The organism is Verrucomicrobiia bacterium (genome assembly GCA_019634625.1).
GTDB lineage: Bacteria > Verrucomicrobiota > Verrucomicrobiia > Limisphaerales > CAIMTB01 > CAIMTB01.
On sequence record JAHCBA010000025.1, the window covers coordinates 22255 to 38984 of the forward strand.

General features: G+C 67.5%; 10 protein-coding genes. 5 read left to right on the plus strand and 5 right to left on the minus strand.

What is annotated here, in order from left to right; all coding sequences use genetic code 11:
• Positions 1-276: 276 nt before the first annotated feature.
• Entirely contained in the window at positions 277-1146 is an 870-nt protein-coding gene (locus tag KF833_15030) for an ATP-binding cassette domain-containing protein (protein MBX3746621.1), read from the minus strand.
• Positions 1147-1271: 125 nt separating this feature from the next.
• On the opposite strand from KF833_15030, the gene KF833_15035 reads away from it, so the two are divergent.
• Both KF833_15035 and KF833_15040 read left to right on the plus strand, forming a co-directional pair.
• Entirely contained in the window at positions 1272-1439 is a 168-nt protein-coding gene (locus KF833_15035) for a YqaE/Pmp3 family membrane protein (protein ID MBX3746622.1), read from the plus strand.
• A gap of 13 nt (positions 1440-1452) precedes the next feature.
• Positions 1453-2742 (plus strand): fuconate dehydratase, encoded by a 1290-nt coding sequence (locus KF833_15040; protein ID MBX3746623.1) that lies wholly within the window; start codon positions 1453-1455, stop codon positions 2740-2742.
• Positions 2743-2763: 21 nt separating this feature from the next.
• Here KF833_15040 and KF833_15045 read toward each other — a convergent pair whose 3' ends face one another.
• The 3 genes from KF833_15045 to KF833_15055 all read right to left on the minus strand — a co-directional run bounded on the left by KF833_15045 (position 2764) and on the right by KF833_15055 (position 11593).
• On the minus strand, positions 2764-4881 hold the full coding sequence (locus KF833_15045) for a multicopper oxidase domain-containing protein (GenBank protein ID MBX3746624.1): 2118 nt from the start codon (positions 4879-4881) through the stop codon (positions 2764-2766).
• Between the two features lie 229 nt (positions 4882-5110).
• Positions 5111-6274: a glycine cleavage system aminomethyltransferase GcvT gene (gene gcvT / locus KF833_15050; protein ID MBX3746625.1), complete on the minus strand. Its 1164-nt coding sequence runs from the start codon at positions 6272-6274 to the stop codon at positions 5111-5113.
• 81 nt (positions 6275-6355) lie between these two features.
• Positions 6356-11593 carry a hypothetical protein gene (locus KF833_15055; GenBank protein ID MBX3746626.1) on the minus strand — a complete coding sequence of 1746 codons (5238 nt, stop codon included), beginning with the start codon at positions 11591-11593 and terminating at the stop codon, positions 6356-6358.
• 175 nt (positions 11594-11768) lie between these two features.
• On the opposite strand from KF833_15055, the gene KF833_15060 reads away from it, so the two are divergent.
• From KF833_15060 to KF833_15070, 3 genes are all read left to right on the plus strand, one after another.
• Positions 11769-13466, plus strand: coding sequence for a SurA N-terminal domain-containing protein (locus KF833_15060; protein MBX3746627.1), 1698 nt, complete (start codon positions 11769-11771; stop codon positions 13464-13466).
• A 19-nt stretch (positions 13467-13485) separates the two neighbouring features.
• Positions 13486-14337, plus strand: a complete 852-nt coding sequence (locus tag KF833_15065) for an RluA family pseudouridine synthase (protein ID MBX3746628.1) — start codon at positions 13486-13488, stop codon at positions 14335-14337.
• Positions 14338-14787: 450 nt separating this feature from the next.
• Complete coding sequence (locus KF833_15070) at positions 14788-15060, plus strand: glycoside hydrolase family 13 (protein MBX3746629.1); 273 nt, start codon at positions 14788-14790, stop codon at positions 15058-15060.
• Between the two features lie 25 nt (positions 15061-15085).
• On the opposite strand, the gene purH is transcribed toward KF833_15070, so the two are convergent.
• The gene (purH, locus tag KF833_15075; GenBank protein MBX3746630.1) at positions 15086-16648 is read right to left on the minus strand and encodes a bifunctional phosphoribosylaminoimidazolecarboxamide formyltransferase/IMP cyclohydrolase; all 1563 of its coding nucleotides are present in this window, start codon (positions 16646-16648) and stop codon (positions 15086-15088) included.
• Between the last annotated feature and the right edge of the window lie 82 nt (positions 16649-16730).

Consider the following 16730-nt stretch of genomic DNA (forward strand, 5'->3'; position numbering starts at 1 on the left):
GACCTTGGCGAAATGCCGGGCCGATGGCCAGCGCGGGACGGGGGCGGGTGGGACGTCGCGCGGTGCCTCCGCGTGGTGCCGGGAAAGGTGCGGGCGTCGCGAAGCCCACCATCGGAGGGGGATGTTCCACGAGGCTGCAACGGTGGGCTGCTTTGGGTGGGGGACTCGCGGAACGCGTCCGGCCGATTCGACGATGGAGGCCGGTTCTCGAGGAAGCGCCGCGCCAGGCCGGGGTCGGACTGGGTTTTCGGGTGGCGGCCCTGCTGCGGATACGTTTCAGAGGTTGAATGGCGACGGAGGGGCGAAGCCGGAGTGTTTTACGGGTGGGCCGGTCCGACGTCTGGATCTGTCCAGTCGCAGGGTGTAGCGGCCTCGGGATTGGCGGAGTTGCAGAGGGGCGCCGAAGATCCGGGAGAGGGATGTGGAGGTGAGGGTTTCCTTCACGGGCCCTGCGGCGGCGACGCGACCGGCGTGGAGCAGGAGGGCATGGCGGAAGACCGGCGCGATTTCCTCGACGTGGTGGGTTACGAGGACGAGGGCGGGATGGGGGCTGTGGCCGAGGCGGGAGACGAGATCGAGAAAGCGTTCGCGCGCCACGGGGTCGAGACCGGCGCAGGGTTCATCGAGGATGAGGAGATCGGGTTGGGCCATGAGACCGCGGGCGATCAGGACACGCTGGCGTTCGCCCTGGGAGAGGAAGGCCCAAGGGCGGTCGGCGAGGGACGGGACATCGACGAGGGCGAGGAGGGCGGCGGCCTGACGGGCATCCGCAGGACGGAGCCGTTCGCGGAGGTCGATGGTCGCGTAGCGGCCACCGGCGACGATTTCGAGGGCCGGTTCGTCGTCGTGGAACCACTGGCGCAGAGCGGAACTGACGAGACCGACACGTTTCCGGAGTTCGGGCCAGTGCGCCTGGCCGTAGCGATGACCGAGGAGTTCGAGGGTGCCGGCGGTCGGGGTGAGGTACCCGGTGAGGGCGGCGAGCAGGGAGGTCTTGCCGGAGCCGTTGGCGCCGAGGATGACCCAGTGCTGTCCCGGGGCGACGGTCCAGTGGATGTCGGCGAGGAGGGTTACGGGTCCCCGGGTTACGCCGAGGTGGGCCACGCGGAGAATGGGTTGATCGGCGGCGCGGGCGGATGGGGACATGGGCGGGCGATGGTGCCAAGGGTGCACGCGGGGCAAAGCGGAAAGATGAAGCGTGGCGCACGGCGGAATCGCGGCGCATCCCCGGGCTTGACCCGTGGGAGCAACCTCGTCATGACACTCTGCCCATGAACAAGGCGGTCCTGATCCTGCTCAGCATCTTCCTGCCGCCATTGGCCGTGTATCTCGCCAGCAGGTCCCCGGGTCACACGGTGCTCAACATCGCCCTTTGCCTGCTTTTCTGGATCCCGGCTGTCCTGCACGCCCTGTATTTCTCCCTCAAGGTTCCCGCCTGAGGGATCTCCGCCCATGCGATTGCGCCTCCGCGAGGCCGAGATCCTCGACCTTCGCTTCCCCACCTCCCACGGGCTTCACGGTTCGGATGCGATGAATCCGGACCCGGACTATTCGGCGGCGTACGTGATTCTGCGGGCGGGCGGATCATCCGAATGGGCCGGGCATGGACTCGCCTTCACCATCGGCCGGGGGAACGAGGTGGTCTGTGCGGCCATGCGGGCGCTCCTGCCGCGGGTGATTGGCCATGACCTGGGCGCCATTGCCTCCGACATGGCGGCTTTCTGGAGGCATGTCACCGGCGATTCCCAGCTTCGCTGGCTGGGGCCGGACAAGGGGGTCATCCACCTGGCTGCGGCCGCACTGATCAATGCGGTCTGGGATCTGCAGGCCAAGGTCGCCGGCAAACCGCTCTGGAAGCTGCTCGTCGATCTTTCGCCGTCGGCGCTGGTCGGCTGTGTGGACTTCCGTTACCTGACGGACGCCCTGACGCCCGAGGAGGCGCTGGAACTTCTCGAACGTCAGGCCGCCCAAAAGCCCGTTCGTGAATCTCGCCTCGTTGAGGAAGGGCTGCGCGCCTACACCACGTCGGCTGGATGGCTGGGGTATTCCGATGCGGAGATCCGCAAGCGCTGCCGGGAGGCCGTCGCGGCCGGCTGGAATCATTTCAAGGTGAAGGTCGGCCAGGATCCGGCTGCCGACCGCCACCGCCTGGGCATGGTTCGCCGGGAGATCGGACATCAGCGCCGCCTCATGATCGACGCCAACCAGGTGTGGAGTGTTCCCGAGGCGATCGAGCGCCTGCGGGGTCTGTCGCGGTTCGACCCATGGTGGATCGAGGAACCCACCAGTCCCGACGATGTGCTGGGTCATGCCGCCATTGCCGCCGCCGTGGCGCCCATGCGGGTGGCCACCGGCGAGCACTGTGCCAACGCCGTCCTGTTCAAGCAGTTCTTCCAGGCGGGGGCCATCGACGTCTGCCAGCTCGATGCCTGCCGGCTGGCCGGCGTCAATGAATGCCTCGCCGTCCTGCTCATGGCGGCCAAGTTCGGCATCCCCGTCTGTCCTCATGCCGGCGGGGTGGGGCTCTGCGAACACGTGCAGCACCTGAGCGCCTTCGACACCATCGCGGTGGGGGGTCCCCGCGATCTGCGGGTGGTCGAGTATGTGGATCACCTCCACGAGCACTTCGCGGACCCGGTATGCATCCGCGATGGCTGCTATGTCCTGCCCGGGAAGCCCGGGTACAGCACCGAGATTCTCCCCGCCTCCCGGGATGCCCACCGGCACCCGGACCCGGCATGAGCATGGCGCTCCCGCGCTCTCTCAGGGCGTGAGGGTGGCGCGGTAGAAGCGGAACGGGGCGTCTGCGGCGGGGTCGGTGAGATAGAGCGTCATGCCCGTGCCGGCCTGACTCCCGATGGATTGCCAGGTGACAAGGTCGTCGGAGGCCTGGACGTCGTAGGTCACGCCGGAGCGGGTGCCGACCTCGATCGACCAGGAGTTGTCGATCCGGTCGAACCCGGTCCAGAGGGTATCCGGAGGCAGGGGCGGTCGGAGTTCAAGGGGCCGCATCATGTCGTTGTCCTCATGATCGAGGATGTGACAGTGGTACACGTAGGGGCCGAAGAAGATTTCGTTGGTGGGCCATTGCATCACGACGCGGGTGACGGTCCAGGGGGCGGCATGGACGACATCCTTGGGGCCCATTTCGTTGGCCTGGGGCGGCCGGGTGCCGGAGGCGGTGGCGTCGAGGTAGGCGGAGAGGTCCTTGAGGGTGCCGTTGCGGCGGTCGAGGATGTAATTGGCGACGCCGCCCGGGACATAGGTGGGGTCGCTGCCCTGGAAGTCCCGGAAGCGGGTGCGGTTGAGGACGAGGAAATCGAGGAGATGCACATGCATCGGGTGGGCGACGCCGGTGAGATTGAGGAACTCCCAGGTCTCGACGTCTCCGGCGCGGGGGTTCTCGGTGACCGGCTCATCGAAGTTCATCATGTTGAGGATGGCGAACAGGTGATGGTCGGTGTCGAACTTCAGGCCCGGCGCGGGTTGTTCGGGGCGGATATCGAGGGTGATGCGGCGGGTGCGGACGGACCGTTGGGCGAGGTCCGCGGCGGTGAGGGGATTTTCGTGGATGACGTCGGGGATGCGGCTGGTGTCGGGTTCGGAGAGGGGTTTCACCACGCGGAACTGGAGGAAGGCGCCGCCGAGGACATTGCGGGGTTCTCCGGGCGGCTCGGCGAAGCTGCCGGGCTCGACATCGTTGGCGAGGACGATGTTGGTGAAGCCGTTCCAGTCGGTGAAATCGACGATCACATCCACCCGGGCGCCGGGCATGAGGCGAAGGGTGGGCAGGAATCCATGGGTGGCGGGGATGACGACCGGGGCGGGGAGGAAGCCGTCATCGGTGCCGATCTGGTAGAGGGGGACGTTGGTCTGGACCGGGGGCGACGCGTCGGTCTGGGTCTGGAGCACGAGGCCGATGGTGCGGAAGTTGCAGCCATTGAGGATGCGGAAGCGGTAGCGGCGGGGTTCGACCTCGAAGTAGGGGGCGATGCGACCATTGACGACGGGGAGGTAATGCCAGGGGTTGGCGTTGGTGCTGGCGAGATCGGAGAGGAGGGTGGGCGGATGGACATCGATCTGGATGTCGCGGTCCTGGAAGACGAGGGGCACCTCGAAGTCGCCGGCCGGGAAGCGCATGGCCGCCTCGAACTCCGGGTTGCGGAGGAAATAGAAACCGGCGAGGCCGGCATAGACATTGTTGGCGGTGACGCCGATGGCGTGGTCGTGGTACCAGAGGGTTTCGCCATCGGCATCGTGGGACAGGTCAATGTTGTCGTAGAGGTAATTGGTGGTGACACCGGGGCGGAACCAGTAGGTGGGATGGCCGTCGAAGAGGGGTCGGTTCGCGCCGCCGTGGAGGTGAACGACGTTGCGGACATCCTGGTTGGGCACGCCGTGGTTGCGGGTGTCGGCGGGGATCCAGTCGGGGTACTGGTCGGGGAGTTCATTGATCCATCGCACGATCACCGGCACGCCGCCGGTGGCCTGGATGGTGGGGCCGGGGGACAGACCGGGGAGATCGGGGGAGTGCGAATAGCCCCAGATCGGGACCGCCGGGAGGTCCGGATGGAACGGGTGGAGGTTGGTGCGCATCCGGATCTCATAGACCAGGTATCCTTCGGGCGAGACCGAGGCGGGGGTGGCGGTCGGGGGGATAAGGAGTTCGGCGACGAACAGGCTGAGGTTGGTGACGGGTTTCGCCGAGATGAGGGGATTGGGCGCGGAGGGCTCAGGCGTGTGCCCGCCTCCGGGTCCATGGGCTCCGGCTCGAAGCCAGACCGTCAGGAGGAGGCCGAGGATGGGAATGAAACCGAGGAGTGCCTTGGGAAAGCGGGACCGGTGGCAGGACGGCAGAGGTGGGATGGCAGGGATGGTCATGGGATGGGTTTGGGTGGTCCCGCCGGCTGCGGGTTCGGGTCCTCGATGATTCCGGGCAGGGAGGGGCCTGGGGACCATCCGCTGAATCCCTCCTGGGCCCGACGGACAAACCGCGTCCGGTTTCAGGCCTCAGACTTCAGGCCTCAGGTTTCAGGCCTCAGGTTTCAGGTTTCAACTTTCAGGTCTCAGGCTTCCGCCATCTGCCCGCAACACTCCTTGGGTGGACCGATCATGCCGACTTGCCGGACGGACGGCAATAGAGAGGTCGGCGCGCGATTTCGGCGGGGTATCGGCGTCCGCGGATCTCGATCCAGACGGCCTGACCGGGGGTGGCGAAGGCGGTGGGGAGGTAGGCCATGCCAATGCCGGTACCGAGGGAGGGACTGAGCGTGCCGCTGGTGGTTTCGCCCAGAAGAACGCCGCCTTCCGCCTGGTCCCGGATGGGATAGTGGGGGCGGGGAGGGGGGGCGCCGGTGCCGGTCATGCGGAAGGCGACGCGGCGATGGGACAGGCCTTGCTGCTTCTGGCGGATCATCGGTTCGCGGCCGCAGAAGTCCGGCTTGTCGAGGGCCACGAAGACATCGAGCCCGGCTTCGATGGGGGTGCGCTGCCCGGTCAATTCCTGGCCGTAGAGCGGGAAGCCCATCTCGGTGCGGAGGGTGTCCCGGGCGCCCAGACCGCAGGGTTTGAGGCCGTGGGGGCGGCCGGCGTCGAGGCAGACGTTCCAGAGTTCGGCAACGATCGCATTCGGGGCGACCAGCTCGAAGCCATCCTCGCCCGTATATCCGGTGCGGGCGCACCAGACGGGTTGGCCGCGAAAGGTGTGGCGGGCGATGCGATTGCGGGGGAGTTGGGAGGCGCGGAGGGGGGTGGCATCCCCTGGGGCGGAGGCGGAGGGCGGGAGCACCTCGTCGATGAACGACGGCGTGAGCGGTCCCTGGAGGGCCAGGGCGGACAGGTCGGCGGAGGCGTTCGTCAGCCGCACGCCTTGCCCGAGGCCGGATTCGGCCAGGCGCTGCCCGATCCAGGCGAAGTCGGCGGCGACGCGGGTGGCGTTGACGATGAGAAGGTAGGCGTCGGGGCCGGTGCGATAGGCGAAGAGGTCATCGAGGACCCCGCCGTCGGGGAGGCAGAGCAGGGTGTACTGGCCGGCGCCCGGGGTGAGTTTGCGGAGATCGTTGGTGAGGAGGCCGTTCAGGAACGCTTCCGCGTCCGGACCGGCGGCCTCGATCTCGCCCATGTGGGAGATGTCGAAGAGGCCGGCGGCGGATCGGACCGCGAGGTGTTCGTCGCGGATGCCGGAGTACTGGACCGGCATTTCCCAGCCGCCGAAATCGACCATGCGGGCGCCGAGCTGGAGATGAGCGGGATGAAGGGGCGTCCTCTGCAACATGGGTCCGAGGGTAGCGGGCGGGGGATGGGCGCCAAGGCGGATGACGCCCTCCTCCGGACGGACACGAAGACGGGATGGAGGTCAGAGCCCGAAGACCAGCCGGTAGAACCGCCAGGGGACGTCCCGGGGATGGACGGCTGTGGCGGGCGGACCGTCGTCGATCCATTCCATGGTCGTGCCGGTTCCGACGATGGGAGGAAAGACGGGGTGCCAGGACGTGGTGGGATCCGTGTACTGGATGGTGTAGGGGCGGTTGAAGTCGGTGGGGAACCGGAACCGGAAGCGGCCGTCATCGAGGCGGAACGTCTCGCCGGTGGTGAAGACCACCGGGATACCGCAGAGGGAGCCGACATTGGCGACACGGGCCGGGGCGATCGTGTGGGAGATCCAGCCCAGGCCGAGCTGCCCGTGGGAATTGGAGCCCCAGGCGTAGAGGTGGCAGTCGTCTCCGACGGCGAGCGTGTGGTTTTGCCCGGCGGCGACGGCGATCCATCCGCGGACCGAAGGGGGCAGGGAAACGGGAGTGGGGGCGGGAATGTGATGGGCGGAGGTTCCCACTCCGAGCTGGCCTTCGAAGTTGCGTCCCCAGCCGAACAGCCGTCCGTCGTCGCTCAGCGCGAGGGCGTGTTCGCCACCTGCGGCGACGGAGTGCCAGCCGGTGACGCCCTCGGGTCGGACCAGGCGGGTGGGGACATCCAGGGCGCGATCCTGGTTGAGGGTGAGGCCAAGGTAGAGTTCGCCGTCGTCGCCCCGCAGGATGACCTGGGATCCCGATCCATCGACCGCGAGCCAACGGCGGACGCCCTCGGGGAAGGGACACTCGTAGGAGCGGTCGGTGGTGAGGTCCCAGGGGTCGATGAGGTGATGAAAGGCCCGGCCGTCGGCGGTGAGCGTGGTGGTCCTGCCAAAGTAGCCCAGGACGAAATCCGACCATTCCAAACGGGCGGCGAAGTCGTGCCGGTCGCGTCCGTCCTCGTACAGCACGCCGTCGTCCCCGAGGGCATAGAGGACGCGTTGAAGCATGCCCAGCTTACGCCATGCCCGGACGTTCGGCGGGAACGGGATGGCGGTTTCGCCATTTCGATAGAGGACACCGTTCCCGGCGATCGCCCAGGAGGAGCCGCGATTGGGATTGGGATCCGGGATGTGCACGGGGAACCACTGGCCGGGCACGATCCATTGGGCGAGGTCGCTGGCTCCCCCGACGATGGTGGTCCAGCGGCCGACCTCCGGCGGCCACTGGGCGGTCCTGACGAAGACACTGTTCTGAGATGGACCGAGCCCGAAATGGTGTTGGAACAGGCCGCTGACCTGGAGCATGCCGGCGGCGTTGAGGATGTAGGATCCCTGCGCGGCCGGGCCGGCGAACACCCGGGGCCTCGGGAGATCCGTTCCCTCGACGACGGTCACGGCGACGGACGGACTGCGGAGCGTGACGCCGGAGGGCATGTGGGCTTCGACTTCCAGTTGGTACATCCCGGGTTCGGCCGGATGCCATGACAGGACGTAGGGCGCTTCGAGCGCCCGGCCGATTTCCACTCCATTGGCAAAGTAGAAGATGGCGAGCGGGCGGGTCTCCGGATCGGGGAGACGGGCCTCCAGGGGCACTTCCGCCGGGACCCGGAAGACCGATCCGTCGGCCGGAACCACCAGCCGGATTCCCAGATGGTCCAGCGACAGGAGGAATTCGCCGGTGGCATCCCGCGGGCCGAGCACGGCGATGTGATAGGTCTGATCGCGTTCGGCAAGGAAGGCGATCGTCGGGCGCGGCGTTCCCGGAAGGGTGAGGTCCGGGATCGCGGTCAGCGAACCGAGTTGGGACCCGGAAAACAGGCGCACCGTGAGCGACGGGGCGGAGGCGGTCTGGGACACCGCCGAAATCTCCACGGGGCCGCCGGCCGGGGCGGTCCAGGTCCACCAGGCGGAGACGGCGTCGGCGGTTCCGAACAGCGCCACTTCGGCCGATTCGAGGGTGGCACCCTGGAGCGATCCGCGGGTCCGGACGACTCCGCCCTCGATCCTGGCGCGATCGGCGAACGAGTCGTTGACGGGGCGCAGGGCGAGGTCGAAGACGATCCGGCCCTCCTCGCCGAACGCGCCGTCCACCAGGAACAGGTAGGTGGCGCCTTCCTCGACCCGCCACCGGAAGACGGGGCTCCAGATGCTGATGACGACCTTGCCGACGTAGGTGGCCAGGGACGGCGAATCCCCGAGGAAGGCGGCCAGGAGTGCGTGGAAGGACGGGCCGTTGGGGTGGTGGGTGCCCGAGGCCGTCAGTTCGATCATGCCGGAGGCCGGGGCGGTCCAGCGATACCAGATCGAACGGCCCCCTTCGTTGGTGCCCCAGAGGCCCTCCGCGCCCATGCGGTAGTCGATCGCCTCGCGGGTGGCGGCCACGTTGCTGCCGGTGACGCGGGCCCGGGTGCCGCCCAGCTCGATGGCCCGCTGGTGATCGTCATTGGCCGGGCGAACGGACATCGGCAGGGGTGCCGAGGCGGCCGCGAATCCTTCGGCATTCGTGGCGCGCACCTGCCAGACGAACGTGCCGGGCTCCTCCAGGGGAATGTCCCATGCGTATTCAGACTGGTCGCCGGGCATGGATGCGACGGGCACACCGTCGCGGAGGAGGTGGACTTCGGACAGCACCCGTTCCCGATGGATCCGGTCGAGGAGGAACCGGTACGACTCGGAGGCATCGGGGCCGCGGGGGTTCGGGTCGGTGCGGAGCGCGAGGTCGGCGGAGGCGAGATGGAGGGTCATGGGCGACTCCGGTTCGACCAGTACATCGGCGACGACGAGGTAGATGCGTCCCCGGGTGGCGTGAAACTCGCAGGAACCGAGACCTGTGGACGTCAGGGTGCCTGACACCGGGCTCGTTCCGTCCAGGACCGCGAACGCCACGCCCGAACCGGTCGGTCCGGGGACTCCGACCGTGACGTGGCCGGTGCGACTGGCAGTCCATTCCCACCAGAGCGTCCGGCCCAGGGCCTCCGGGAAGGGCCGCGGTTCGTCGGGTTCGGTCGTGGCGCGGGTGAAATCCATGACGGCCCGGGGTGCGTCGCCCTCGAGAATCGCACGGTGGGCAAAATCGTCGTTGGGAGGTCCGCCCAGGCGCACCTGGATGGAGACCGGTTCGGATCGGTGGAGGGTTCCGCCCAGCACGGCTTCGACGGCCAGTTCGACCGATCCAGGTTCGAGCGGACGCCAGGCGATCTCGAAGGGAGGCTCGACGACACTCCCGATCGGGGCGCCGTTGGCGTAGAAGGTCGCTTCGGTGACCGCTTCCCCTTCCGGATCCGGAACGGCGCGCAGCCGGATTTCGTCCCCCGCCTGGAACAGGGAGCCGGGTCGCGGCTCGTCCAGCCGGATGGGCGGCAGCCCGGCGATCATATAGGTCGAGAACGCCAGGTCCGTGCTGCCGGTGCCGTCCGGCTTGAGGTCCGGAATGGTCCAGGAACCTCCGGGCCAGCGGATCCACAGGTCGCCACCCGGGTACAGATCGAAGAAACAGGTCCGGATCGTGTACTGGGAGGCGTTCCTGGATTCGGGCGCCTCGGTGGAGAACACCAGGGCGTAACGCCGCCCCGCTTCGAGGTAGATGGCCTGATCCGCGAAATGGGCCTCGACGCCGGTGTTCAGGGCCGGGACGGCCACGCTTCCGAGGAGGGGTCCCTCGGGACGTCCCTCCACGGTTTCACGAAGTTCCACGAGGGTGGGCCATTCCTGGGCGGGACTCCCCGCATTTCCCGAGAAGAGGACGTGATGAAAGCGGCCGGAGATGGATGGGGTGAAGGTCTGGGCCAGTTCGCGCAGGCCCGGGCCCGGGCGCAGATCGGCGGCGCTGCAGGATTGCGGCTGGGTCTGATCGAGGCGTGGCCCGGTGTCGGCGACGACCGTCAGCCGGGCCCGCCGGCTTTCAGTCACCCCGTATTCGTTCGTCACCTCGACCCGGTACTCGCCCTCGTCGGAGCGGTTGACCTCGGGGAATTCCAGGAAGGGCCAGTTGGCGCCCGGGATCGGCTCGTCTCCGCGATACCATTGAAACGCGGGCCAGTCCCGGGACAACTGCCGCACCAGCAGTGTGGCCTTGGAGGACTCGACCACCGTGAGGTCGTCGGGCCCGGAGAGGATGAGCGGACGGCCGACGGCCACGCCGACCGCCTCGCTGGTGGCGGAGTAACCGGCATGGCTGACCACCACCCGGTAGAATCCCGCATCGGTCTCTCCCACCTCGGGAACCATCAGGCGGGGCCCGGTGCCGCCGGGGATCGGGACGCCGTCGCGGAGCCATTGATAGGAAGGCACGCCGCGGGCCACCGCCTCGACCTCGATCTGCAACGGCATGCCCGGTTCCAGGACGGTGTGGGGCGGCAGATAGGCGATGAAAGGGGCCAGCGTCCAGGCGAAGCTGCTCTGGCCGCCGGCGTAGATGGCGACCACGTCCTTGAGGCCGGACGGCGGCGCTCCGTCGGAGCCCCAGCCCATGACGGTCCCGTCGGCCTTGAGAATCAGGCTGCTGTGCCGTCCCGCCGCGACGGCGGTGGCGTTCGTGATGCCCTCGACCCGTTCGCCCTCGGGATGCTCCTGGGAGATGTGCAGGACGGTTCCGTCATGGCGCAGGAGGAGGGCGTGGGACAAGCCCTGGGCGATGGCCGCGACGTTCCGTTGGAGGGACATCAAATGGCGATACCCGGGCGTGGCAAACGGTCCCCAGGCGACGACGGACCCGTCCCGACGGAGGGCCAGAAAGGCGCCGCCACAGCCGGCAATCGCCAGGGCGTCGTCGATCTCCGGAACTTCAGCGACCCTGAGGGACCATTCGTCGCCCCAGGTCAGGACCCGTCCGTCGGCGCGGAGGGCCGCGGCAAGGCGATCCGTGGCGGCCACGGCGACGAGATGGTTCAGGCCCTCGGGCATGACGATCTCGGGTCGAGGCCCGGGGGGACCCTCCATGGTGCCTTCCATGCGACCCCAGGTGACCACTGTTCCGTCCCCCCGAAGGGCGACGGCGAAGAACTCGCCGATGGCCATGTCCACGACGTCGGTGAGGTCGAGGGGACGGAATTCATCGTAGAGGACCGGCCCACGGGGATAGGCCAGGCCGTCGGGGGGGATGAAGTATCCGTGGGCGAGGTTGAAGGTCACGCCGGCCGCGATGGCCCGGCCGCCCCAGGTGCCGGTGGGGATGATCCTCCAGCCCCAGTTGACGATCATGCCTTCCTGCGGCCACGGGGCGGCCCCGATGGGCCCGGAGAGGGCGGCCAAGGTCACGAGACAACACCCCAACCGCCGCACACCCGGGAAGAATCGAGAGTTCATGGAATGGCGGGCCGTTGACCCGGCACTGTCATGGAATCCCAATCGGGCCCGGGTGGCGAGTCAATGGCCAAGGGGCGGGTTGGGATGCACCGGGATGGGGAGGGGAAGCTCGAAAGCGTTTGACCGGATTTTTCGTTGGCGGCTAGGGTCCCGTTCCTTTGCGTCGGGAAATCGTATGTTCCAGTTCATCCGCAAGAACCAAGCGATCGGGCTGATCTTCATCGGGATCGTGATCGTCAGCTTTGTGATCTTCTTCTCGCCCAACCAGCCGGGCATGGGCGGTGGGGGGGTGCCACGCGGGGCCCTGGGGAGCATCGGGGGCCGGGCCATCGACTACGACGACTACATGGCGGCGCTGAAAGAGGCGCGCCTCGGGTACTGGCTGCGCGAAGGCGAGTGGCCGACGGGCAGCGGTCGGGGCTGGGACGAGGAGACGCAGGTGATCAACCGGCTGTTCCTGCTGGACGAGGCGCGACGGTTGGGAATCGAGGTGACCGACGAGGTGGCGGCGGCGCGGATCGTGGAGCTGCCCTTTTTGCGGGATGAACGGACAGGGACCTTCAACCGGGCGGCGTACGAGCAGTTTCTGGGGGTGATCTTGCAGCAGGGGGGGCTGGCACGGACGGACTTCGAGCGGTTCATGCGGCGCGAGGTGGCATTGCAGCATCTGGTTCAACTGACGGGAATGAGCGGGGCCCTGGTGCCGCCGCGGGAGGCCGAGGCCCGGTACCTGGAGGCGAACCGGCAGTATTCCGGGTCGGTGGTGGTCTTCGCGGCGAGCAATTACGTCGCCCAGGTGGATCTGAGCCCGGACGCCATCGGGCGGCATTACACGAACCGGATGGCGGAGTACCGGATTCCCGAGCGGATGGTGGTGCGGTATGTGCGGTTTGCGGCGACCCAATTCATGGCCGAGGCGGAGACGGAGTTCAACACCAGCACCAATTTCGCGCAGATGATCGATGCAGCCATTCAGCAGCGCGATGCTGAGACATTCCGGGATGCCGAGGGCAATCCGCAGTCGCCGGAGGCGGCCCGGACGGACATGACGGAGGAGTTCAAGCGTAACCTGGCGCTGAGCCTGGCCCGGCGGAAGGCAAACGAATTTGCGAACCGGCTGTACCAGATGGAGCCGGTGCCCGATTCGCTCGACCGTCTGGCGGAGGAATTGGGGATGGAGGCGCAGCGGAGTTTTCCGTTCAACGCCTTCGAGCCGGCACCGGGAATGAGGGTGCCATCCACCTTCAACCGGGCCGCCTTCGCCCTGTCGGCGGAGGAGCCGTTTGCCACGCCGGTGATTGGTGAAGAGGCGGTGTATGTGTATGCCTTCGACCGGCGGATCCCCCCCGATGTGCAGCCGCTGGAGCTGGTTTGGGACCGGGTGACGGAGTCGTTGCGGCGTTCGGAATCGCGTTCCCTGGCAGAGGCTGCTGGTCGGGCCTTTGCGGCGGCAGCACAAGCGGCCGTGGCCGAGGGGAAGAGCTTTGAGGAGGCGTCCGCCGAGGCGGGGTATGCGGCCATTCCCGTGGATCGGTTCGCGCGCTCGACGGTGAGCCTTCCGCAGCTTGGGCTGCGTCCGACGGTGTCAGAGCTCCTTCGGGTGGCGGAGAGTCTCGACGTGGGGAAGATCAGCGGGTTTACCTCGTCGTTCGATGGGGGATTTGTCCTCTTCCTGGGTTCGAAGGAACCGGCACCCGAGGAGGAATTGCGGCGCGAACTGCCGGAATTCCTGTCGCAGGCGCGGCAGTTGGGGCGATTCTCGGCCTTCATGGAGTGGGAAAGAAAGCGGTTCGCCGCGGCCGATGTGCGGTTCCCCGGGCGATCGGGCGCCGGGTCCGAGACCGCCGCCGCGCCGATGACCGGCGCGCAGTGAGCGGCCCTGCCGCTGTGCGATGAACGATTCCTCGGAGCGCCCGCCGGCGTGCCTCAAACTTTCGTCCCCCGAGACCCGGGAGTATTGGGAGGTCCCGGTGGTGTTCGAGGATGAGCACCTGCTCGCGGTGGACAAGCCATCGGGTTTGCTCACCTCGCCGGATCGTTACGATCCGCAGCGGCCGAACCTGATGGGCCTCCTTCATGCCCACATTCGGCGGGGAGTTCCCTGGGTACGGGAGCGTGGCCTGACCTACCTTGCCAATGCCCACCGGCTCGACTTCGAGACTTCCGGGGTCCTGTTGCTGGCAAAGTCGAAACCTGTCCTCACCGCGCTGGCCGATCTGTTCGGGTCCGAGAAGCCGATCAAGACCTACCATGCCCTGGCGCATGGCGGGCCGCCCGAGGATGCATGGACGGTGGAGGCGAAGCTGGGTCCGCACCCAACGCGGCCCGGGGTGATGCGGGTGCATCCGAAGTTCGGCAAGCGAAGTCGCACCGACTGCCGGGTCATCACCCGATTCAACGGGTTCGTGTGGCTGGAATGCCGGCCGCTTACGGGTCGGACCCACCAGATCCGGGTGCATCTCCAATGGGCGAAGTGCCCGATCGTCGGGGATGCCCTGTACGGGGGTGGCCCGCTGTGGTTGTCGGAGGTCAAGCCGGGCTATCGGCGATCCCGGAACAAGGAGGAGCGACCATTGATGGCACGGGTGGCGCTGCATGCCTCGATATTGGAATTGGCCCATCCGGTGACGGGCGAACCGACGCGCATGGAATGCCCGATCCCCAGGGACCTCCGGGTCGCGCTCAAGTACCTCGAACGGTACGCCCTGCCGGGCTCGCTGTCGGGAGTTGCGCCGACGCTCTGAGGCGACCGAGCGACTGCAGCCCCCACGGCCCCTGCCCTCCCGGATCGCCTCCGGATCCAACCTCTGCTGTCCATAGAGCGAATAAAATATAAAGGCAGGCTGTTTATTGTTTATTGTTAATTGTTGACGCCTGTAAATAATAAGCCCGGCTATTAATTACTGACACCCTGCTCCAGTTCGATGCCCCCCCAGGTACGTCCATCAGGCCGCAGCGGAACCGTGGTGATGGTCAATTGTAAAAGGCCAGGCCTATTAAATAAGTGTTGATGGTCAATAGTAAGGTGCCGGGCTTATTAAAAATCGAACAATCACCGGGATCGGTTTCAACTCGCCACTCCCTGGTTGTGAAATCGGGCGATTGTCCCAAGGTGGAGGCGGTCGCTAGGACCCGTGCGCCGCAACACGACCCAAACACAGCGCGGCGGGGAAGCGACCGGGAAAGGAGTGCCCATGTCCGCATCCAAGAAGATCAGTCAGGAATTCCGCATCACCGCCCCCACGGCCATGAGTGTCCAGTTGGTGGGCGACTTCACCAGTTGGAAGCACGCCCCCGTCAATCTGGCCAAGGACGCCACCGGCGTCTGGAAGGGCAGCGTGGCCCTGGGGCCGGGCGAGTATCACTACCGCTTCCTGGTGGACGGCCAGTGGCGGGACGACCCGGAATGCACGCTGCGCGTCCCCAACCCCTACGGGTCCGAAGACGCCGTGCGCCGCGTGGGCTAGCGAGCCGAACTCCCCGGGCACCGGGTCAATGCCGGAAGTGGCGGACGCCGGTGAAGATCATGGCAACATCCCGCTCGTCTGCGGCGCGAATGACCTCGGCGTCGCGGACGGAACCGCCCGGCTGAATGGCCGCGGTGGCACCGGCTGACGCGGCGGCCACGAGTCCGTCGGGGAAGGGGAAGAACGCGTCGCTGCAGACGACGCTCCCGGCAAGGGTAAGCCCGGCTTCCCCGGCCTTCCAGACGGCGATCCGGCTGGCGTCCACCCGGCTCATTTGTCCGGCGCCGACGCCCAGGGTGCGGCCGTGTCCGGCGGCATCGACGCCGGCGTACACGATGGCATTGGACTTCACGTGGCGGACCACGCGCCAGCCGAAACGGAGGGCACGGAGTTCGGAGTCGGTAGGGGCGCGGCGGGTGACGACCTTGAGAGAGTCTGGGCCTGGCGAATCGGCATCCCGTTGCTGGAGGAGATAGGAGCCGGCGCCCACGCTGCGGAGATCCCAGGGTTGCTCCGAAACGGGATCCCGAAGGACCCGGAGCAGGCGCAGGTTCTTGCGGGAGCGCAGGACCTCGATCGCTTCCGCCTCAAAGTCGGGGGCGACGATCACTTCGCTGAAGATCCCGGCGATGGCCTCGGCGCAGGGTCGGTCGATGGGGCGATTGGCGGCGATGATGCCGCCGAACGGAGCCTGGCGATCCGTGGCAAGGGCGTTTTCCCAGGCGGCCAGGAGCGACGGACCCTGGCCCACGCCGCAGGGGTTGGTGTGCTTGAGGATGGCGAGAGTGGGGGCCTCGCCGTTGAATTCGGCGATCAGGGCGGCGGCGGCGGTGAGGTCGAGGATGTTGTTGTACGAGAGTTCCTTGCCATGGAGTTGGCGGTAGAAATCGGGGAACCGGCCATACAAGGCGGCGGCCTGGTGGGGGTTCTCTCCGTAGCGAAGGGTTTGAACCCGAGGCGCCGCAAGGGAGAGGTGGGACGGGAGTACGGAATGCGGGTCGGCCTGGCCTTCGAGGTGGCGGGCGATGGCGGCGTCGTAGGCGGCGGTGCGGGCAAAGACCTTGGCGGCGAGGCGGCGGCGGAGTTCGAGGGTCGTTTCTCCGCGTTCGGCGATCTGGGTGGCGACCAGGTCGTAATCGGCCGGGTCGGTGACCACAGTGACGCTCTCATGATTCTTGGCGGCGCTGCGGAGCATGGAGGGGCCGCCGATGTCGATGTTCTCGATGGCCTCCTCGAGGGTGACGCCGGGTCGGGCCACGGTGGCCTCGAAGGGGTACAGATTCACCACCACCAGGTCGATGGGTTCGATGCCATGGGCGGCGGCGGCGGCCACGTGATCGGGCAGGTCGCGGCGGAAGAGAAGCCCGCCGTGAACCTTGGGGTGGAGGGTCTTGACGCGTCCGTCGAGCATTTCGGGGAAGCCCGTGTAATCGCTGAGTTCGGTGACCGTCAGGCCCGCCTCGCGGAGGGCCCGGGCGGTTCCGCCGGTGGAGATCAGGGTGACCCCGGCCGCCGCCAGGCGGGTGGCGAACGGGACCAGGTGGGCCTTGTCGGAAACGGAAAGCAGGGCGTGCTGAATGCTCGGCATTGGCGGGAAGGTTCGGGAGCGGGCCGGACCCGCGTCAACGGGCAAGTCGGCGGGAACCGGTCTGTGGCCGGTGGCAATTGCT

Excerpts from the sequence above, each read along its gene's own strand:
- KF833_15030 (MBX3746621.1), bottom strand. The coding sequence starts at position 1,146 with ATGTCCCCATCCGCCCGCGCCGCCGATCAACCCATTCTCCGCGTGGCC.
- KF833_15035 (MBX3746622.1), top strand. The coding sequence starts at position 1,272 with ATGAACAAGGCGGTCCTGATCCTGCTCAGCATCTTCCTGCCGCCATTG.
- KF833_15040 (MBX3746623.1), top strand. The coding sequence starts at position 1,453 with ATGCGATTGCGCCTCCGCGAGGCCGAGATCCTCGACCTTCGCTTCCCC.
- KF833_15045 (MBX3746624.1), bottom strand. The coding sequence starts at position 4,881 with ATGACCATCCCTGCCATCCCACCTCTGCCGTCCTGCCACCGGTCCCGC.
- gcvT (MBX3746625.1), bottom strand. The coding sequence starts at position 6,274 with ATGTTGCAGAGGACGCCCCTTCATCCCGCTCATCTCCAGCTCGGCGCC.
- KF833_15055 (MBX3746626.1), bottom strand. The coding sequence starts at position 11,593 with ATGAACTCTCGATTCTTCCCGGGTGTGCGGCGGTTGGGGTGTTGTCTC.
- KF833_15060 (MBX3746627.1), top strand. The coding sequence starts at position 11,769 with ATGTTCCAGTTCATCCGCAAGAACCAAGCGATCGGGCTGATCTTCATC.
- KF833_15065 (MBX3746628.1), top strand. The coding sequence starts at position 13,486 with ATGAACGATTCCTCGGAGCGCCCGCCGGCGTGCCTCAAACTTTCGTCC.
- KF833_15070 (MBX3746629.1), top strand. The coding sequence starts at position 14,788 with ATGTCCGCATCCAAGAAGATCAGTCAGGAATTCCGCATCACCGCCCCC.
- purH (MBX3746630.1), bottom strand. The coding sequence starts at position 16,648 with ATGCCGAGCATTCAGCACGCCCTGCTTTCCGTTTCCGACAAGGCCCAC.